The sequence below is a fragment of the Trichormus variabilis 0441 genome (genome assembly GCF_009856605.1).
Lineage (GTDB): Bacteria > Cyanobacteriota > Cyanobacteriia > Cyanobacteriales > Nostocaceae > Trichormus > Trichormus variabilis.
In genome coordinates, this window is record NZ_CP047242.1 from 866,194 (window position 1) to 887,658 (window position 21,465).

11 protein-coding genes are annotated in these 21,465 nt (G+C 40.1%); 3 read left to right on the plus strand and 8 right to left on the minus strand.

Translation table 11 applies throughout. The features are described 5' to 3' along the window. Positions 1-62: 62 nt before the first annotated feature. The 8 genes from GSQ19_RS03440 to GSQ19_RS03475 form a co-directional block, all read right to left on the minus strand. Positions 63-2,795 (minus strand): tubulin-like doman-containing protein, encoded by a 2,733-nt coding sequence (locus GSQ19_RS03440; protein WP_011321394.1) that lies wholly within the window; start codon positions 2,793-2,795, stop codon positions 63-65. A gap of 20 nt (positions 2,796-2,815) precedes the next feature. After that, complete coding sequence (locus GSQ19_RS03445) at positions 2,816-4,546, minus strand: vWA domain-containing protein (RefSeq protein WP_224311700.1); 1,731 nt, start codon at positions 4,544-4,546, stop codon at positions 2,816-2,818. Between the two features lie 155 nt (positions 4,547-4,701). Further along, a complete protein-coding gene (locus GSQ19_RS03450) occupies positions 4,702-4,950 on the minus strand; it encodes a helix-turn-helix domain-containing protein (protein WP_011321396.1) in 249 nt (82 codons plus the stop codon). Between the two features lie 542 nt (positions 4,951-5,492). Continuing rightward, positions 5,493-8,582, minus strand: a complete 3,090-nt coding sequence (locus GSQ19_RS03455; RefSeq protein WP_011321397.1) for an efflux RND transporter permease subunit — start codon at positions 8,580-8,582, stop codon at positions 5,493-5,495. Positions 8,583-8,795: 213 nt separating this feature from the next. After that, entirely contained in the window at positions 8,796-10,328 is a 1,533-nt protein-coding gene (locus tag GSQ19_RS03460; RefSeq protein ID WP_011321398.1) for an efflux RND transporter periplasmic adaptor subunit, read from the minus strand. 97 nt (positions 10,329-10,425) lie between these two features. Beyond that, positions 10,426-11,409: a PEP-CTERM sorting domain-containing protein gene (locus tag GSQ19_RS03465; RefSeq protein ID WP_011321399.1), complete on the minus strand. Its 984-nt coding sequence runs from the start codon at positions 11,407-11,409 to the stop codon at positions 10,426-10,428. A gap of 251 nt (positions 11,410-11,660) precedes the next feature. Further along, positions 11,661-12,644 carry a PEP-CTERM sorting domain-containing protein gene (locus tag GSQ19_RS03470; RefSeq protein ID WP_011321400.1) on the minus strand — a complete coding sequence of 328 codons (984 nt, stop codon included), beginning with the start codon at positions 12,642-12,644 and terminating at the stop codon, positions 11,661-11,663. A 254-nt stretch (positions 12,645-12,898) separates the two neighbouring features. Continuing rightward, on the minus strand, positions 12,899-13,648 hold the full coding sequence (locus GSQ19_RS03475) for a PEP-CTERM sorting domain-containing protein (protein ID WP_011321401.1): 750 nt from the start codon (positions 13,646-13,648) through the stop codon (positions 12,899-12,901). Positions 13,649-14,829: 1,181 nt separating this feature from the next. Between GSQ19_RS03475 and GSQ19_RS03480 the strand changes: the two genes are divergently transcribed. From GSQ19_RS03480 to GSQ19_RS03490, 3 genes are all read left to right on the plus strand, one after another. Continuing rightward, entirely contained in the window at positions 14,830-15,663 is an 834-nt protein-coding gene (locus GSQ19_RS03480; protein WP_011321402.1) for a helix-turn-helix domain-containing protein, read from the plus strand. Between the two features lie 136 nt (positions 15,664-15,799). Next, positions 15,800-16,057 (plus strand): acyl carrier protein, encoded by a 258-nt coding sequence (locus GSQ19_RS03485; protein ID WP_011321403.1) that lies wholly within the window; start codon positions 15,800-15,802, stop codon positions 16,055-16,057. A 552-nt stretch (positions 16,058-16,609) separates the two neighbouring features. Beyond that, positions 16,610-21,457, plus strand: coding sequence for a type I polyketide synthase (locus tag GSQ19_RS03490; protein WP_153228345.1), 4,848 nt, complete (start codon positions 16,610-16,612; stop codon positions 21,455-21,457). The last annotated feature ends 8 nt before the right edge of the window (positions 21,458-21,465 follow it).

Below are 21,465 nucleotides of genomic sequence, written 5' to 3' on the forward strand. Positions count from 1 at the left end.
TCTAAATGCTGATTTTGGCTGAGGAAAACTGAGAATATTTGCTTGATCTAAACCACTATGTATTAACTAATCACATCTAAATCTTCTAGGTAGGAATCAATTTCTTGAATTTCTAGTTCCACCTGTTCTTTAATTGGTAAACCGACTTTATTATTCTTTATTAGCTCATTGACTTGCTTAATATAGCTTTCCAGCGAAAATCTCGCCCTTTCTTTATCTTCGTGGGTAATTTTATCAACTTTCTGAGCAATTTCTTTAACTAAAGAAACGTTATTCTTGAAAGCTTTAAATGCTGATCTGCGGTCATCACCCAATAGCAATATGCCATCTTCCAATTTTCTTGCTTGGTCTGTGTGTACAAAGTATTGCCGCTTTTGATTGACAATTAATGAATATGGATTAGGTGCTAAGGCTAAAGCAAACCAACGCAATGCACCCCCGTCATCTTCTGGAGGAATCAAATTTGCCAAATTTGTCCAATTACGGTGTAAGTGTTTGAAGACTTTATCGGGATCTAGATAAGCTAACTCCATGTCTTTCATCCCATTTAGGGTAAACAAAGGTACACCTATTTCTATACGAAACAGTGTGAGTTTATGGGGTTCACCTGTAGGTACAAAAGAAACATTTCCTTTGCCTTTAGGTAGACGATTAGAAAGGGGTGGATTACTAAAAATAGTATTGTTACTTTCGACTCCGTAGTAATAAAATTCTGTAATGACGTGTTGCTGTTTGGCTGGAATTTCTGAATCTTGATATTGCCACAAAGGAACTGCAAGTTTACCAAGTTGTTGTAAATCTTCCCCTGCATCTTCTGGGTTACCATCTGCTAATACTTGCTCAACGTTCATACTAGTGAGTGGACGATAAGTTTCCTCCATAAAGGCTAATATCTCATCCTTGACGTCTTCTGCTTTTTTATCAGACCAATTAGTTAAACTTTGAGACTTTTCTCGATACCAACGGATGAAATCCTCGCCACTGACTTTGGGGCGTTTCGATTCTAAATCAACGCGCTGAATGGTATGAATAAATGGATTATCAGAATTACCTTGGCGGCTAACTTCGGCGTAACTTTGTTCTACATCTCGATAAACTTTATCTAGGTTGCTGTGTATGCGTTGACATTGTTCTTGAATTTTTTCGATCTTACTTCGCAGTACTCCACAGACTTCTGCTGCTTTATCACAGCGTTTCCAGTGTAAATATATCCGCCACTTTTGGTCAGCCCGTTCTTTATATCTCTGACAAGCTGCTTGGATTGTATTCTTATTAGGAAACCAAGCTTCGGAGGCTTCTTTAATTTTTTCTTCTTGGGGTTCTAACTTTAAAGTGGAAAAATTAGACTGTGCTTCTTTGGATTTGCGCTGCACATTTTGTTGTAACTCATCTATCTTTTGATAAAGAATACTCACGAATTGTAGGGTAGAAGCTAGACCGTTGGGACGGTTCAGACTCCTCTCTAGCCAGTCCAAAATAGTAGCTGTTGCTGCCTTTTCCAAACGATGAAAATTCATCGCCAAATCTTTAGCCGTCCGTTGCTCCATTTGATCTAACTGGCGCTTGTACAGTTCTTTAATCGTCGGTAAAGATGTGCGGTCATATTTCATTTCTCCGATGCGGAATTCTGGTTTGATTTGTCCACCGCGATCGCTCTCTGTCAAACTATCTAATACAGTCGTCGCTTCTCCTAATTTGCAGTCTTGTAAAAAACGCTCAATTTCGCTGTCTACATCAATATTTGCAGTCGTAGCCATCAACTCATTTTTCAATAAGTTCTGCGTATCTTCTAGTTTCATTCGCTCATACTGCTGTACTGGCAAAGTCAAGGTAGCAAAGCCAAAACTACAATAATTTATATTCCTTCCTCGGACTTTTTCACCAGTAGCCAAATAAGCCCGAATATTATCAGCAACGTTGGCAGCATCTAGACCAATTTGGGAGCCAATTTGAATATACAAACCATCAGCAATTAAGTTTTGTAGGTCGTTAGGACGGCTGACTACAGTACCATTTTTGTTCATACCATCCATCAAAAATACTGCATCGAAAGGAGGGCGATCAGCTTTGACTTTGGTAATACCATAATCAATCTCTAAAGGATTGGATGGTGACAAACTCCAGAAGTGTTCAATCTCCTTCAGCGCGCCATAAGCATTGGATTTGACGAGGTGTGTTTGGGGAAGATTGGCAAAAACTCTAGGTAATACAAATAGTCCCGTAATATTGGAAAAGCTATTAAGATATTGTCGGGCTAAAAATGCCACATCTAAAAAAGTACCGCTACCTGTTCCCCCTGCTAAACTACCAATAATAAAAACTTCCACACCATCACGATTAGATACTTGAAAGTTATCTGAAAATGCTTGTTTGCTACTGCGAATTTCGCGGACAGCATTAATCGCCTGACTAATTAAACCGTTAATATCACCGACTTTCGCAAAGAAAGCCAACCGTCCACGGGCGCGAATTTGACCTGCACCACTAATCAAGCTGGATGTGGGAATGTTTCTAGGCCACCATTCATCAATGTGATCGTTGCGTGTTAATGGTAATGGATTGGCGACAGAAATCGCATAAAGTTCATTAGGTTCTAAGACAACCTTAGTACCATCAGGTGATTTTTCCCGGCTTTGAATATTTTCAGTGGTATCGATAGAAAGAAACCGAATAATTTCTGGTACGTAGCCATAAACATCTATGAAGCGCTTTTTCAACTTGAGTGTAACTTCATAACCAGTGCCGCCTAAACCGATGACAACAGTAGGGCGAAAAACAACTGTGGGACGCGACATTTCATTTCCTCTAATATTTTTTAAAAATCTGTCAGCCCACTGTTTTGTTCATAGGGCCGTTGATTGCCAATCCAGTTAAATCGCAGCTTTACGTTATCAACCTGGATTGTGTCTTCATCGTAAAGTTGATATGTAGTTATCTTTTCATTATTGACAAAAGTAATACCGCTTACACTCCGTATATATACATATTTTTTACCAGATTGCCAATTGATGACTAATTCTGCATCACTATTTGTAGAGGCGATCGCTGGAACTAATGCACTCAAGTTAACTTTTTGCCTATGCTGATGGGTAAGACTGATATATTGTTCTTCCGGTGATATGGGGGCTGGTTCTAATAGTTCTATTTCCCCTTCTAGATGGTTGCGAGTGCCAATATCTTGGGCTAATTCCCAAGGAGTTTTACGTTGAATCAAGCAAATTATGCTTAAGGTAATTAAGAAAAGCAGTAATATCAATAGCGTCCAAATAACGATTTTTCGTCCCAATGGCATCAAGATTTGCATCTGAACTTCTGCACTGAGGGGACTAGTAAGCGGGTTATCTGGAGTAACAACTACATTGAATTTACGCTTACCATCAAAACTATTATCAGCCACCTCAATCTGTATAGGTATTTTAGTTTCTCCGACTGCCAAAGATACAGATGTTGAAGGCTCTTTTAAAGAAATATCTTTAGTCTTGCCTTGCAGTTGTAAGCTAGCTGTTCCAGATATGCTGCTACGAACTATTAACGTTTGCGTTTGGCTAGTTTTTCCTGATTCTACAGAACCAAAGTTAAAGCTACTTGGTTGCACTGACAATTGGGGTTTAATCGTGACAGATAAATCAATAGCTTGTGGAGCAATAGCTTTATCTGTTGCCGTCAATAATAAGCGCAGTTTCCGATTACCTCCCTGTGCATTTACGGGGATTTGTAAACTAATAGGAATAACTTGTTGTTTATTGGCAGCTAAATTAATTCTCTTTGGTGAGACTAGGCTGATACCACTTTTTTCTAGGTCTTCTAGTTGTAAACTAACCTTAGCATTGACATTGCTAATGCTATTAATATTTAGTGCTTTTGTCGTTGTTCCTGGCAATACAGGCGGCAAATCAACAGTAGATAAACTAAAATCAATCTGAGGTTGAATTAGTGTTGGTCTAATATTTTGAGCCAACTTGTTTAATTGCACTCCTCCAGGGTCACGCAAGACCCTTCCTTTGCCACAAAGTGCTGGATTATTAGCAAATTCATTTAATTGTTTTTCGTGTTCTTTCAATCCTAAAGATACGAAAAATACATAAGGTTTACATTCTTGTTCGCGTAAAAGTTGCGTACTTTGAGGAATCGGTACAGGATTAGGAATACCTTGGACATCTTCCAATCCATCTGTTAAAAAAACTATACTCACAGTCCTATCCGCAGTATTAGGACGTTGATTTAATTTGGCAGAAGTAGAGAGCGCTTGTTGTACTGCCTTACCTGTGTGAGTACGCACACCATCAGCTTTGAGGTTGTTAATAATTTGTTTGAGCTTACCCCGATCTGGATTGCTGACAATAGGAATTTCTTGGGCTTGCAAAGTTACATCACTATCAAAGTTATAAATAGTAACTGTATCCCCTAATTTGGCAGTGTTGACAAATTCATTAATAGAATTCTTGACTTGAGCAAAGATATTTCTTGTACCACCGACACCACGCATGGAAGCAGAAGTATCTACTACTACAATCCAGTCAATTCCACCTTTAGGATTTTGAGCCAATACTTTAGAAAATTGAGAAATTGACAATATCAACAAGAGACAAATACTGGGTATTGAAGTAAATTGCAAAAAATATCTCAAGTAGTTAAAATTCATGGATAGATGTCTCCAGTCATAAATTTATGACTTTTTCTAGAAATTAATGGGCAATAGAGCTATGTTGAGTGATATTTAGCCAAAATATTTTGACCATCTTTACCAAGCTTATCTAACAAAGCTTCTATTTGTTGAATAGCGAGTTTTGAAGGCTTAGTATGCCCATTTTCCCAACGGTTTACAGTCGGAAAAGTTACACCAAGAATTACTGCAAATTCTTCTTGGGTTAAACCCATAACCAGCCTAATTTCTTGAATGAACTGACCAATTTTTGGTTGTTCAAATATTATTTTCTTTTGGCGAGACATTCGACTTCCTAACCCATTAACTGGAGGAATGTAATAAGTGATATATCAAGTTATATATTAACTAGATAATTTAGGAATGTCACGTATCTATAATGTTCAGTGTATTTGCGTAAGTTTAAATAATATTTATAAATATTGTTAATATTTTCTTGGCAATATTTCCTATATCAAATGCCTGATGTATACGTAATCATAGCAATATAAAAAATAAAAATTAAATTATAAATTCTTGCCTAATAAGTTGCTATGACATGAAGCATATATCCTGTGATCCATTATCGTCAATGTCTAGCAAGAAACTAACATTTTTTATGTTGTCTATTCGATTAGTGGTAAATCTACTCATTCCCAACTCATTAATGATCATCATATAAGCTACTACTCAGCACAATTAATGATGAGATGAGTCAAGACTTAGATTAGGCGATCGCTTCCATCAAGCAAATATCTTAAGAAAAAATTTTATACTGGGGTTCTAAGTGTCCAAACCCTTAATATTGCGTGTTCATGCGTAAGTCCTAACTATAAACTAATTGTTCAAGTTATTTTTTTGAATCCTTGACCAATGAACGTTGCAGCAACAAATATACAGAAGGGACAAAATATAAGGCAATTAAAGTAGCTCCCCCTAACCCACCGACAATGGTAATGGCAAGTGGTGGCCAAAAACCACTGGTATCTAATAATAGGGGTGTAAATCCAATAATAGTAGTTAAAGTAGTTGCAATGACATGACGGGTGGAACGGATGACTACTTTTCTGGCTGCATAGCGATCGCCTTGACGGGCTTTGGGGTCATGATTAAGGGAACTCAGAACAACAATTGAATCGTTGACGGCAACGCCAATCAAGCCAATCATGCCTAAAATTGCCGTAAATCCGAAAGGATAATTAAACAAAGCTAACGATCCCAATCCTAAACCCATCGATAAAATAGCAACCACTAGAATAATGCTTGCCAACCGAAAAGAACTAAAAGTTAGTACTAAACTGGCGATCATTATAATCATTAACACCCCAACGGTAGAGATGAGGTTACTTAAAGCATCACCCCGTTCTCCTTCTTCTCCACCAAAATCCCAAGAATAACCAGAGGGTAGGGTAAAGTTACTTGCTGTTAAACGATTTTGAAAGTCAGTCTGTACCTGCGCTGCTAGCATTCCTGCGGGAATAAAACCCTGTACAGTATTAACTCTTTTGCCATTACGGCGAGAAATCGTCACCACATCTGGAACAATTTCCACGTTACCAACCGCAGATAAGGGAACAACCCTATTACCAGACTGGTTTGAGTTCCCTGGAGATAAAAGGGTTGATGAAGCAATATCTCCTAAATTTCCTCGTTCTGATTCTAAACTACGTACCCGTACTGGTAATTCTTCCGTCCCCTCGAAAATCGAACCCCCAACAATTCCCTCTAAGTTGGTGTCCAATTGTCTAGCAACGGCGGTTTTGTCTAGTCCTGCTAAACGCAGTTGTTCTTCATCTAGATTTAATGCCAACTTCGGTAAGGTTTCGGTTAAATTAGCGCGGGTATGGATGACATTGGGTGTTTTGGCTAATTCAGCTCGCAGTTGATCTCCTAACTCTCGTAATCGATCTAAATCAGATCCATAAACTCGCAGTTCAATGGGTGCGTCAAAAGGTGGGCCTTGTTCTAACTGTCGGACAATAATTTGGGCTGCGGGAAAGGCTTGATCAAGTTCTTGTTGTAAGGTTCGGATTAAGGAACCAGACTTGACATTTTTCTGAAGTTGGACTAGACCCTGCGCATAATTAGGAGAATTTTCCCGATTTTGAATCACATTGTAATAAAAAGGTGGCGCACTTTTGCCGATAAACCATTGAACATCGGCAATTTCGGGATGGCGTAACATCAATTCTCGCGCTTGAGTCACTTGGGACTGTGTTTGTTGCAAAGAAGCTTGAATGGGCAATTCAAAATTTAAATAAAATTGACCGCGATCTGTGGGGGGGAAAAATTGCTGCTCCAGATTAGCCAAGGACATAAAGCCCCACAACGGTAGGATCAAGCTTAAAGCTATGCTCAATAAGGGTCGGCTGAAAGTGCGATCCAGACTCCAACTGTAAAATTGTCCTAAGTGATGGTGAGAAAAACCCACTTGCCACCAACTTCCTGATACTGGTGTGGGTTTCCAATAATGTAACCGACCGGCTAAAGCGGGAATCACTGTTAGAGCTAGAAATAAAGAGCTAACTAGGGCGAGAATTACAGTTACCCCAATAGTTCCCGTAAACTCCCCCGTTCCTCCAGGTGCAGTGGCGATAGGTACAAAAGCCAGAACACTGGTAAATGTGGATGCCAATAAGGGAGAAAAGATTTCCCGGACAGTAGTAGCAACGGCTTTTTTAGGTGTTAGTCCTTCTCGTAAATAAATTTGAACTTCATCTACAACGATAATGGCGTTATCAATTAACAGTCCCAAGGCAATAATCAGACCGGTCACAGAAATTTGATGTAGCGGCACCCCTAAAAGCTTCATGCTACCAAAGACCATGAAAACAGACAGAGGTAAAGCAGAACCAACAATTAACGAAGACTTCCAGCCCATCATGAATAGGGTAATGCCAACCACCAAAACAGCCCCAGTGATTAAATTCATCAACACTTCGTTGAGACGCTGTTCTACGTAATGACTTTGGTCAAACAGTATTTGCAGACCAACGCCCTTTGGTAATTGTTGCTGAAATTTCTTCAAGGTTGTGTTGGCGATCGCTGCCCAAGCATCCAAACGCTGTTGTGATTCAACGAACGCAGAGATGGCGATCGCTCGACGACCATTAACTAAGGCTAATTCTCTAGGGGGATCTAAAATTCCCTTTTTAATTTGGGCAATATCTCCTAGTCGTACTACATTGCTGGAGTTACCCGACTGAATTGATAAGCGATTGAGACGGTCAAGAGAATCAAGTTCTCCATTAATTTCTAATAATAAATTACTTTGGTTGCTCCGCAGTTGCCCAGCCGCAACTTTAGCATCACTCTGTAAAATTTGTTGAGATAGAGATTGTATTGTTAACCCTAAATTCGTTAGTTGTTTTGGGTTAACCTCAATGGCAATTTCTTCCTGGGGTGTGCCAAACTGCTCGACCTTTTCTGTTCCCCCAATCAAACGTATTTGATCGTCTAATTCTTGCGCCCAACGGCTTAAAATTGCGTAGTTGGGGGCTGATTTCAAATCCCAGGTCAAAGCGACAATTAAAGCATTAGCCTTAGGTTTCGACTGTTCAAATTTAGGAGTTGCGGCACCTGAAGGCAATAGGGGAATCGTATCATTGATTTTAGCCCGCACCCTTGACCAAACAGGATCAACATCGTTGATTGTATCGTTTAATTCAACTGTAATGCTGGAGAATCCCAGACGTGAGGTGGATTCAATATTATTAATTTCTTCTACTTCAAATAGGGATTGTTCTAATTTATCGGTGATTAGGGTTTCCACCCGTTCTGGTGCCGCACCTGGAAAAACCGTTGTAATCACCGCAAACCGGGGAGTAATTTCTGGATCTTCAATGCGAGGTAAACTAAAAAAGGAAGATAAACCCCAAACAGCGATCGCTAAAACTGTTAATATTAGTAGCCGGACATTTTGATAAAAAAGATTATTCATAGGATATTTTTATCGTAAATTCAAGGGTTTAAAACCCCTCTCTTACAAAGTTCTGTGACGCTCTCTACGAGACGCTAAAAGCGAACGCAGACTCGCTACCGCTACGCTAACGCCGGAAGTCGGCGCTCAGACTTTGCGCTACGTCTACACGTAATATCGAATTGGGATTTAAATCCCCGACCACAACTGTCTTTAATTTTGAATTTTGAATTGTTAATTGGAACTCCCTAAGGAGATAGGACGTACTTTTTGGCCGGGAACCAGCCGATTTGTGCCATTAGTAATAATTTGTTCATTACCTTCTAGGGTTCCCCGTACCAAAACCCGTTCCCCGTCAGTATAAAGAACTTCCACATCCTGACGTTCTACTTGAAAGCCTCCAGGAACTGTTCCTAAAATATAAACAGACCACAACCCCCGTATACCACGTACTAATGCTGTTGTTGGCAGCCAATAACCGGAAGCTGATATCTTTTGTCCTAGTTGCCAATTGACGATTTGCCCGGCTGTTAAAGTTTTACTGGCAGCATCTTCCAATTTTAAAACTACAGTTATGGTACGAGTGGCTTTGTCTAGTTCTGGTAAAAAGGAAGTAACCTTTGCCCGATAGGATTTTTGGCCTACCTGTATTGATTGAACTTCCCCGATTTTGATTTGAGAGGTGAGGGATGCAGGAATGCCTACATGGGCTTTTACCTGTTCTACTTGAACTAGACGGGCGATCGCTTGTCCACTAGAAACGGCTGTACCTAAATCAAGATAGCGTTGAGAAACCTTACCAGAAAAAGGAGCCTTGAGAACACTTTTTTCTAAATCCAGTTCTAAACTGGTTAGACGGCTTTGTAATTGTTTTAGCGCAGCTTGTTGAGCCTCAATCACTTCTGAACGAGTTCCAGCTAATAATTCATCCAGTTGACTTTGGGCTTGTTTTACCCTGGCTTGTTGAGCAGTAATCACCTCTGAGCGAGTTCCGGCTAATAATTCATCCAGTTGACTTTGGGCTTGTTTTACCCTCGCTTGTTGACTATTAACATCGGTAATCGCTTCGTCAAATTGTTCACGAGCGATCGCCCCTTGATTATAGAGGGCTTCTCGTCGCTTACTTTTACCGTGGGCTAATTCCAATTGTTCCTGTAAATTATTGACATTAGCCCGTGCGGCGGCGATCGTTTGTATCCGAGGCCCTGATTGCATTTCCTTGAGTAGCGCCCGTTCTTGCGCCAGTCTAGCTCTTGCTGTATCAATGGTTTCTGCCCTGGGCCCGGCTTGTAACTCTCTCAATTGGAACAGCGCCTGTTGCTTTTGAGCCAATAACTCTTGCTTTTGTGCCATCAACTGACTAGTATCTAAACGGGCTAAGGGAGTGCCTGCACTCACCCATTGTCCTGCTTCTACCGCAAGTTGGACAACTTTACCAGCCCGTTCAAATCCTAAATTACTAGTATTTTGGGCAACAATTTCTCCGGTATAGGTATGAGACTGCTGATAGGAACTGGCAGCAACTAGATTATCTACTTCCACAGGCAGTAAATGTTGATTTTCTGCCATTGCGGAACTAATGGGTTCTACTGTTTGACGAATTGAACCCAGCCAAAAACCTAATCCCAACAAGAGTAGGCTACTTAGGCATAATCCCCAAGAAAACCTCAAAGAGCTTTTAGGAGTTTTATTTTGTTCAACAGAGGAGGCAACAATCTCTAAAGTTTCTTCCGATGATGAACACGAAGCAGGATTGGTATCTTGCATATCAACTATTTTCTTTCCTAAAGCAGTATTTGAAGGTCATTATCACTATCATCTCCTTGGGTCTTAATTACGCAAGAAATATTGCCCCAGAATGAATTTAACAACGATGACGATTTTTATTTTTGAGGCGAGAGCCAAAGGCTAGTAAACCTAGCCCCAAAAAGCCAATGGTTATAGAAGGTTCAGGAACATTCACAATTCTTAATTGAACTGGAAAACGAATCGAGACAATGGGATCTAAAGGACCGAAAGGATCGGAGACAGATACGAAATCAGGAACAACTCCAGCATCTTCACTCACCAATTGGATTTTATTCCCTCTTAAATCTGCTAAAAACGCATCAGCTAAACCATTACTTAACCCATTAAGTCCCGCAACTTTAAACGCATTAAAGGGGTTACTAATAATAGCTTCTGTGTCATCGTCAGGCTCGCGGGTTGCGCCATATTCCAAAAATGAATAAATATCGCTATAGCCAAAGGTGATAAATTTGTTACCATCTAGCACAAGAAAACTTTCTACTTCGTCAGGATTAGCCGAATAGATACGCTCTTCTAATGTGGAATTAGCAGAAGAAAAATAGTTTTTTCCATTGATATCCTCTCCTAAATTCAAAGCTTTGGTAAAGTCCCTATCTTTGGCACCAAAACTAAATCCAATCCGATCAGCCGTAATATTATTACTAGTTAAGAAGGTCGCAAAATTGCCAAAACCTGTAATATCATCAAGTAGAGTGGCTGCTTGTCTTGCCCCTGGTAGATTTTCAGGACTAAAGTCTATTCCCGCAGCATAATAGGGAGCAGGATTATTAGGAGAATTGAGACTCATTTCTATATGGGCGAATCCATATGCGACAAATCCTTGAGGGTCGGGATCTGTCGCACCCACGCGCTCTCCAAATAACCGTAGACAGTTATTAGATGAAAGGGGTCGAGTTTTGATAAATTGGACTGAACTATAATCGAATATATTGCCAGCTTCGCAAGTCAGACTTGCAGCACGAGCTGGTACTGCGGATAGCATAGTTGCGGTTGCGGTGGCAGTCATCCCAAGTAATATAGAAAGGTATTGGGTTCGCATAGATTAGTTGTTTGACTCCAAATGATGATGTGGAAATATTTTTTGATTTTTAACAATCAAATGGGCTAAGACTTTATTTCACAAATAGTTTAATTTTCAGTATTCCTAGAAAGAATTAATTCCTAAAATTTACTATAAAACAGAAATTCCTCAGAGAAATGGAGAATCTTTAGCTAAATTCGCTGATTCTTTATAACCTACTGAGGAATTGATAAAATCAAGTTCTATTGATCAATTTTCATGAAAAATCTTTATTGAACACTTCTTTTGTGTCGTTTTATTTGGGTAACAACGCCACCTCCTACCAATAACATGAAACCTAAAGTAGTTGATGGTTCAGGTACACTGACACTTCCCTGCACTGCTCTTATGGTTATAGGAAAACCGATATAGGTAATATCATAAGTCTCACCGTCGATCTGAACTAAGGAAGTCTGCACCTGATCTGGTTTCAGAATATCTTCCGAGACTTCTTGGATCAGTCCACCAGCAGCAGCAACATCCTTTAAAAAGGCATCAGCTAGACCTGATTCTAGAGAGCTTAAACCAGCTACTTTATTAGGTTTTTTTGGATCGCCCAAAAAGACATTGAAATTATCAGTGAAGTCTGGTGTATCACCGTTATCGACTGCAAAATATATAGGTGAATTGTTATACGTAATGATCGGAGTAGTCCCAAAGGTGATAAAACTTTTGGTATCACCTGGGTTAGCCCGATATATTCTTTGCTCGATGGGTGAATCTGGCGTAGCCCACCAATCCTTTCCTAGCTCGTCTTTTCCTAAATTGAGAGTTTTTCTATAATCGAGACCAGCTTTTTGCCCATAACTATAGCCAATAGTACTCAGAGAAATATTGTTATCTTCTAAATACTTAAAAAAGTTAGGGAACCCCATCACACTTTCTAGTGTTGCTGAACGTCCACCAGCCGTAGCCGAATCAGGGCTTGCATCACGACCTGTTGTGTAATACGCTGAGTTCCCAGGAAGCGCATTCTTAGCTGTACTGACATGGCCGCTATCTGGAGCAGTAGAACTAGCATTATTGATCAGAGTATATCCTTCATTATTAGACACATCTCCAAAAAAACTCAGAACATAATTAGAGTCAATTGGTCTTGTTGAAAAAAGTGTCAGTTGATCATAATCAAAGGAAGCTGCTTGAGCCGTGATGGGCATTAACACTGTGGCAGCTATTATTATGTTGGCTCGTAAAAATGTATGTAACTTAGACATGGGATTATTTCTCGTGGTTTTTTCGTTGGCTTAGTACACTCTTACCTCGAATTTCTCACCACACCTCTCAACGCCTGCGCTTGTGTAGGGGAGAGTTCTTGTAAAAGTTCTTTCCCCTCCACCCCTCTGCTCTATCAAAGGCCTGAAGTTGGTGAGAAATGTAGGTTACACACGTTCATAGCAAATTGAGATTTTCTTTATATAGCAAGGGTTACAGTGACTCAATCACGCTACAAACTTGTGGAAAATTGTACTTAGTTGAGTTTTTGAAAGCGATTTTTGAAATTGATGGCACCAAGAACTGAAATAGAAATGAATAGGGGAATGACAGTACTAGATTCAGGAACTGAGACCGATACAAAAGAGCGATCGCCCTTAGCATCAGCAAATTTTAAACCAACTACAGACCGAGTTGCGCCAGCCCTTTCCAAGAAAGTACTAAATTCTTGAGAAAAGAATAGTTCAAGACCTTCAAGTTCCCAAGTCCGGGAATTAAGATCAACCTTGGGAACTCCTGATGAGGTGACATCTAAAATTCGTAAATTAGTGGTTAATGTATCGGTAATAAAAAAGTTAAAGGTTTCATCAAAAGCATTAGAAAAGTTACCAATTCTTAATTCACTCCCCAGTCCAGTGAGCTTGTTGGTATCGACACTAAAGGCAAAACTTCCTGAAAATTCTTCGGTTCCACCCAAAGGAACGTAGAGGAGAGAATCATCCTCGTAGAGGAAAGTGAATGTTGTTCCACGAACTCCAGGAACAGAACTAGGGGGTAGTAAAGCAGACCCAATGGAAAAACCTGGAGCAGGAAGTGCGGTATTCTCACTACTCAGAAAAGTTAATCCGATATCTTTTAAAATATCGAGGGTATCAGGATTTAATTCAAGACTTTCTCGACCCCCAACTTCTAAGTACACTTGAGGTTCAGCATGAACAGGAAGAACTGTATTTAGAGCAATTGCAGAAGTTAATCCCAACAAAGCCGTCAAATATTTTATGCTCATCCGTAAATTCCGATTAAGTTAAGAGAATGGTAGGTTGGGTATAGCAATAGCGGAACCCAACAAAGTCTTGAGGATGTTGGGCTGCGTTCCTCAACGCAACACCAGTCTAATACCAATTCAAAATTCAAAAAGCCGAACAGAATCAAGGTATGTCCATATGTATCTGTCGCAGTCTTTTCTCAAATTGGTATAAGTTTTGAGCCTTAACTGCACTTTATTGACTTACGTACGATGTAGATTTCCTACAATATTTATCATTGGTAACTTCAGGTTACTTTTTTTTGAATGCTCATACAATGGATTATTTTCTGCCAGAAATGGAGATTTTTTATGTAGAGTTAGACGCAAGCCTCATGCTGTGATGAAGGGAGTTCAAAACAGAGGAGAAAAAGGTAACTGCCGTATATAATGTATCATATTTAACTCAAATTATTCCGCTTAACTGTTCGTTACCTACGTATAGATTTTTCCGCGACTTACTCAGTCATCACCATTGCCATCTCTACAATTTTAGTTTGTATTAATGGATACCAATACTTAGACAGGTCTTTAAAACGTCTTGATTGGCAAATTAGTATGGTTTCAAAATTGTCTTGTTTGCAGTTTTTATGATTTATTTTTTATCGAAATACAAAAATAAATCACTTATTTTTGTTATTGTTATATAAGTTCAAGGTTCAATAATTTAAATTATTAACTATAAATTACAAATCTAAACAAAGCACTTCATATATATAAATTAATTTCTACTTAAATTATCTATAAATAGGATTTAATATTAAACCAATAACCTATTTCGTGGTGAAACAAAAAGCATAGCTACTAAATTAACGCTATGTGAAAATTTTTCCCAAACCTAACCCCCAAATCTTCGCCTACAAGCGAAAGGGAGTAATTCTTCTGGAACTGAGAATGGTAGATGTACCGCAGAAAGTAAAAGACAGAGCAGAAGTTATCCGCTTGAGCACACGTCGTTGGTACGTAGAGAAGATAGCATCTCACTAGAATTAGACTACAAAAACAGTGCGAGAAGTTTTACACAAGTGACAAAAGATATGTAATTTATACACTGAATAAGTAGATAAAAGCAACAAATATACGACCTGAAAATCTGGACAAAAGTTATTTCCACCCAAAGTTCAGAATCTAGCCACAACTATCAATTACAAAAAACTAACACTATGTTTTCCAGCCAAAATCTTTCCTCTACTAACACATATTCTCAGCCAAACTTAGCTGAATCTGTTTCTTTAATCCAGCATTTGATAAATCAAGTGAAGGAAGCAATATTTTGTTTAGATTATCAAGGACACTTTTACTACATTAATGATGCTGCCTGTTCTTTATTAGGCCATTCTAGACAGAAATTATTGAACATGACCATTGATGAAGTAGAGATGGATTTCCTCCCATCAAGTTGGTCATATTACTGGCAATTGCTTAAACAACAAACTTCCTTAACTTTTAAGAAGGTGTGTTCTTCTCAACAATATCAATCCATAGAAGTCACTATTAAGTTTCTAGAACATGGAAGTGAACTTTTAGGCTGTATTTTAGCCCATACATTCTCAACAAATAATCCAGATATTGCCTGTGATCAAGATTTATATCTGGAACAAGAAAATCAGCCTGTTAACTCATCTAATAAGTCTTTGTCAAGTGCTGACTTTTATCCTAATTGTGTACAGCTTCGACCAATCTTTGAGTTTATTGAGCAAAACTATCACTTACCCATTAGTCTTAATGATGTTGCCCAAGCAGTCGGTTATTCTCCTGCATATTTAACTAATTTAGTTAAGCGTCGAACCCAATTAACGATTATTGATTGGATTCTCGAAAGAAAAATGCTAGAAGCTCGTTCATTATTAATTAACAGCGACAAGTCAGTAACAGAGATTGCTATGGCTGTTGGCTTCACAGACGCTTATTACTTTTCTCGTCGTTTTAGCCAATATCATAAATTGTCACCCAGAAGTTGGAGACAAAAATATCACTATTTGCAAACAATAAACTAATAAAAATCCATCTTTCCCTAAAAATAACCTATGGTTTACTGAAAGAAAAATTCATAAACTAGGTATTAAGTCAGAAAGGATTTTGGCTGAAGTAAATTTCTTGTTGGCTCTTTTTTAGCCTAAACTACTAAACAACATGAAAACTATTCAACCCTGCTCTGTAGAAGATATTCAAAGTTGGTTAATCGATCAGTTTGCTCAACAACTCGATGTTGAGCCAGATGATATTGATATGGAAGAATCATTTGATAATTATGATCTAGATTCTAGTAAAGCTTTAATTTTACTAGGTCGATTAGAAAAATGGTTAGGTAAAGATTTGAATCCCGTTTTAATTTTTAACTACCCAACTATTACTGAATTAGCTAACCGCTTGGGAGAACTATATCTTTAATTACCTATATCATTTTGGAATCAATAACTCAATTTACTAGAGTAAAAATAGATTTATTGTTATCACCTATATTCACAATTACGATGTTGTTATTGTTGAGGCTATAGGACTAATATTTGATTTCTGAAATATAGGTAGGGAAGCCATTGCGTTAGCGGAGGCTTCCTCCCTTGGGGGAGCTCGCCCCAGGCATCAGAACTTCGGGGTTTTCTGGCAGTCACACCAGTGGCGTTGGGCAATGCCCACTACAACCATGATACACACTACAGATACTTAAATATTTATGCACAAGCACAGGCTATGCCAACAATAATCAAATTGGATTCCTATAGTTTTGTAGGTGTTTGTTAAGCCCGACATTTACTCTATAAACAATTTAATTAATGAAGTGGTAGAACGAGGGAAAACCTAAGCTCAATTATTAACTGACATAAACCTCGTGAGAACTTTCAGAAAAAGTTTATATCAATTTCTAAATCGATTAAGGGATGTGAGGAGCCAGAAGTTTTAATTTCTCCTGTTCATCATGATGTAGAATCACGGATTTGTAAGATGGAACCTATTGCAATTATTGGTATTGGTTGCCGTTTTCCTGGTGCGGATAGTCCGCAAGCATTTTGGCAATTGTTGTCTCAAGGAGTTGATGCGATTACAGAAATACCGGCTGATCGTTGGAACATTGATGAGTTCTACGATCGCAATCCAGAAACTCCAGGAAAAATGAACTCCCGTTACGGCGGGTTTCTCTCCCAGGTCGATCGCTTCGATCCCCATTTTTTCGGTATTTCTCCGCGAGAAGCCTTATTAATGGATCCCCAACAAAGGCTGTTATTAGAAGTAGCTTGGGAAGCTTTAGAAGATGCGGGAATTGTCCGCGAACAACTGACTGGCTCAAAAACTGGCGTATTTGTCGGCATTTCCACCAATGATTATAGCCGCATCCATCCTGAGTTTGATAGCAATCCTCAAGGTTACGATCTCACCGGTAACTGTATTAATATTGCTGCGGGTCGTCTTTCCTATCTGTTTAACTTACGGGGGCCGAGTTTAGCTGTAGATACGGCTTGTTCCTCTTCTTTGGTGGCTGTGCATTTAGCTTGCCAAAGTATCTGGAATCAAGAGTCTAGCATGGCGATCGCCTCTGGAGTTAATTTGGTTCTTTCTCCCATTGGTAATATTGCGTTAAGTAAACTGAAAGCCCTTTCTCCAGATGGACGCTGTAAAACCTTTGATGAAAGTGCCAATGGTTATGTGCGGAGTGAAGGGGCTGGCTGTATTATTCTCAAACCTCTTGCCCAAGCATTAGCAAATCATGACCCCATCTATGCAGTCATCCGGGGTAGTGCCATTAACCATGATGGTCGCAGTAAAGGATTAACTGTTCCCTACGGGCCAGCCCAAGAAGCCTTGATACGTCAAGCATTGCAACAAGCACAAGTCCAGCCCAAAGAAATTAGTTATGTAGAACTACATGGAACCGGCACACCCTTGGGCGATCCGATTGAAGCTATGGCTATAGGTGCAGTCTTAGGGGAAGGACGAGACCCAGACCATCCTTGTTTGGTAGGAGCAGTTAAAAGTAATATAGGACATCTAGAAGCAGCTGCGGGGATTGCTAGCATCATTAAAATGGCTCTTGCCCTCAAATATCAACAAATTCCTCCCAGCCTGCATTTTCATCAACCTAATCCCTACATTCCTTTTGATCAGTTACCTTTACGGGTGCAGACTAGTCTCATTCCTTGGCCAAAAAGTCAGTATGGTGCGAAAGCCGGAGTTAGTTCTTTCGGATTTTCGGGAACTAATGCCCATGTGATTTTAGAAGCATATTCATCATTCAGCCCTACCGAGCAACCAACTAGCAAACTTCCCCATTTATTACCTTTATCAGCCCATACACCCGCAGCAGTGCAAACCCTAGCGCTAGGGTATCAAGACTTGATTAACGCACAAAAACTGACTCCAGAATTTGTGCAGAATCTTTGCTATAGCGCTAGTGTCAGACGCACCCATCAGTCCTATCGTAGTGCCGTTGTTGTCAATTCTCCAGAAGACTTACCATCTTGTTTACAAGCCCTGACAACCGCAGATATTACCACCCAAGTAAAGCAGGCAAAACGCAAACACAAAGTTGCTTTTGTGTTTTCTGGACAAGGCCCCCAGTGGTGGGCGATGGGACGGCAATTATTAGCCCAAGAACCTGTTTTTCGGGCAGTGATTGAGGAATGTGATACTTTAATTCAAAAGTATGCCCAATGGTCATTATTAGCAGAGTTTGCCGTTCCTGAGTCTCACTCTCGCTTCCAAGAAACCGAAATTGCTCAACCTGCCTTGTTTGCATTGCAGGTTGGATTAGCCCATTTATGGCGTGCTTGGGGAATTGAACCCAAAGCCGTGGTAGGACATAGTTTAGGAGAAGTCGCTGCTGCCCATTTCGCCGGGGTTTTGAGTTTAGAAGATGCTATATATTTAATTTGTCACCGGGGACGGTTAATGCAGCAAGCCACTGGTAATGGCAAGATGCTAGCAGTGGAATTACCAGTTACTGAAGTTGAACCCTTATTAGCAGCTTGGGCTGGTAAATTGGAAATTGCCGCCATTAATAGTCCCACGGCAACGGTAATTTCTGGACAGTCTCAGGCATTGGAAGTATTTGTCACCCAACTGCAACAGCAACACCCCGATATTTTTTATAAAGAATTACCAGTTAATTATGCCTTCCATAGCCAACAAATGGCTCCCTTTGCTGAGGCTTTAGTTGAGAAATTATCACACATCCAACCCCAAACAGGTAGCCTAGCAATTTTCTCCACAGTGACAGGAGATAAACAAGCTGGTCAGAAATTTAATGGTGATTATTGGGGTCAGAACCTCCGCCACACAGTTTGCTTTGCGCCAGCTTTGACAGCTTTGATTCAATCGGGCTATACCCAATTTATAGAAATTAGTCCACATCCCGTATTATCAGGATATATCAATGCTTGTTTGAAAAAGCAAGAAGTTGATGGGGTGGTCTTACCATCTTTAAAACGGGGTTTTGGAGAACGGGCAACCCTGTTGAAAAGTTTGGGGACACTTTACACCCTTGGTCACGCAGTAAATTGGCAGTCTTTATATCCTGATGGCTGCCAAATGGTGGATTTACCCCTTTATCCTTGGCAAAGAGAATCTTATTGGATCAGTGAATCTCAACCCCAATTTCAAAAAGCACAACCAGCCTCCTCTTTACTCAATTTATTACTAGCAGGAAAAACAGAACAACTCACCCAAGAATTAAGCAACCATCACCAGTTATCTCCTGAAGCTAAACAATTGATTCCCCAATTAATAGAATTATTAGCCACAGGAAAATCTACAGCAAAAATTACTCAAGATTTAAGTAATGCCCGTTATGGAATTGAATGGCAACTTAGCCCTTTAACTGTAGATAATAAAATCTCTCAGGCTGAAAATTGGTTAATTTTTAGTGATAACCAAGGACTAGGAAAGGAATTAGCTGCTGTAGTTAATGACTCTTGTATTTTAGTTTCATCGGGTGAGAGTTACGAAAAATTATCATCCAGTCATTATCAAATTAATCCGCATCAAGCTGCTGATTTTCAAAAATTATTAACGGATATTTCTCAAACCGTAACCAAAGTAGTTTATCTATGGGGGTTAGAAAATTCTCAAACTCAATGCTATAGTTTGCTGTATTTAGTACAAGCCTTAGCTAAAATTAACGGCAAAATTGCACCTAAACTGTGGATTGGTACACAACAAGCTCAAGCCGTCACCACCAGTTGTCATCCTGACTTTTCAGATCATGTGGAAAAGCTAACGCCAGACCTAACCCCCCAGCCCCCTTCCCTACTAGGGAAGGGGGAGAAATCAAAGCCTCTCTCCTTGCAGGGGAGAGGTTTGGAGAGGGGTTTTCCAGGTCCCGTGAAAAGTCAGAGTTGCCATCAAATTAATGTTGCCCAAACTCCTTTATGGGGTATGGGTCAGGTCATAGCCCTAGAATATCCCCACCTTTGGGGAGGACTAATTGATTTTGGCAAGCAGGATGTTTTTGCAACTGCCATGATCGCAGAGATGACCGCAAAAACTGGAGAAGACCGGGTGGCATTTCGGGATGGTAAACGGTATGTTGCCCGCTTGATGCCTATTTCCGCCCCATTACCCACACCCCAACCCTTAATTAGTGATGGCAGTTATTTAATTACAGGTGGTTTAGGGGCTTTAGGACTCACTCTAGCAGAATGGTTGGTGCAACAGGGCGCGCGTCATTTAGTTTTAACTAGTCGTCAAGGGCTGTTAAATCAATCTGAGGAGAAACAACAAAAAATCCGTGCCTTAGAAAACCAAGGGGCAACTGTCAAAGTTGTAGCGGCTGATGTGAGTGATTATCAGCAAATGTCTCAACTATTTGCGGAAATACAGTTAAATTCTCCCAAGTTGCGTGGAATTATTCACGCAGCCGGGGTATTAAATGATTGTTCGATTTCCCAAATGGATTGGGAAACCTTTGCCAAGGTATTTCAGCCCAAAGTTACAGGTGCATGGAATCTCCACCAACTCACCCAGGACTTATCTTTAGACTTCTTTGTTTGTTTTTCTTCCATGTCTGCACTACTGGGTTCGCGGGGTCAACTTCATTATGCTGCTGCCAACTCTTTCTTAGATGGGCTAATTTACCACCGTCAGACCTTAGGTTTACCAGGCTTAAGCATTAATTGGGGGCCTTGGGCTGAGGGAGGTATGGCTACCCAAGGTTATGAGGTGGGCTTAAAACGGATGGGGATTGAACCCTTAGAACCCACAGCCGCCCTGCAAGTCCTCGGTGGTTTGTTGGGGAGTGCATCGGTGCAGACGATGGTAGCAGCCATTAATTGGTCGGCTTTTGGGAAGATTGTTGCTGCCAAAGGACGAGTAGCTTTTTTAGCAGCACTATTGACCCAAGAAAGTCAAGATGGCAGCAATGGTGAGAGTTTTTGTCAAAAATTAGCAGCCGCACCCCTTCATAGACGAGCTGCTTTACTCACCACCCAAGTACAACAAGAAGTTGCCCAGGTATTAGGTCACAGTGGGTCTTATGTCCCGGAAATTGAGCAGGGCTTTTTCGATATGGGGATGGATTCTCTGATGTCTGTGCAATTGCGCCATCGTCTCGAAGCTTTGCTTGCTGTATCTCTACCCTCAACTTTGGTATTTGAATGCCCCTCTATTGGTGATGTGGTGAGTTATTTAATGCGGGAAGTGTTTGCTTGGCAACTCGATGGTAGTGATGGGTCTGCGATGGAATCACCAGCCAGCCTAGTTATAGAAAATACGATCGCCCAACTAGAGGGATTATCCACAGCAGAAACTGAAGCCCTGATGGAACAAGAAATCGCCGAATTACAAGCATTGCTGTCTTAAAGGAGAAA

Coding starts and splice junctions, on each gene's coding strand:
- GSQ19_RS03440 (WP_011321394.1), bottom strand. CDS start 2,795: ATGTCGCGTCCCACAGTTGTTTTTCGCCCTACTGTTGTCATCGGTTTA.
- GSQ19_RS03450 (WP_011321396.1), bottom strand. CDS start 4,950: ATGTCTCGCCAAAAGAAAATAATATTTGAACAACCAAAAATTGGTCAG.
- GSQ19_RS03455 (WP_011321397.1), bottom strand. CDS start 8,582: ATGAATAATCTTTTTTATCAAAATGTCCGGCTACTAATATTAACAGTT.
- GSQ19_RS03460 (WP_011321398.1), bottom strand. CDS start 10,328: ATGCAAGATACCAATCCTGCTTCGTGTTCATCATCGGAAGAAACTTTA.
- GSQ19_RS03465 (WP_011321399.1), bottom strand. CDS start 11,409: ATGCGAACCCAATACCTTTCTATATTACTTGGGATGACTGCCACCGCA.
- GSQ19_RS03470 (WP_011321400.1), bottom strand. CDS start 12,644: ATGTCTAAGTTACATACATTTTTACGAGCCAACATAATAATAGCTGCC.
- GSQ19_RS03475 (WP_011321401.1), bottom strand. CDS start 13,648: ATGAGCATAAAATATTTGACGGCTTTGTTGGGATTAACTTCTGCAATT.
- GSQ19_RS03480 (WP_011321402.1), top strand. CDS start 14,830: ATGTTTTCCAGCCAAAATCTTTCCTCTACTAACACATATTCTCAGCCA.
- GSQ19_RS03485 (WP_011321403.1), top strand. CDS start 15,800: ATGAAAACTATTCAACCCTGCTCTGTAGAAGATATTCAAAGTTGGTTA.
- GSQ19_RS03490 (WP_153228345.1), top strand. CDS start 16,610: ATGGAACCTATTGCAATTATTGGTATTGGTTGCCGTTTTCCTGGTGCG.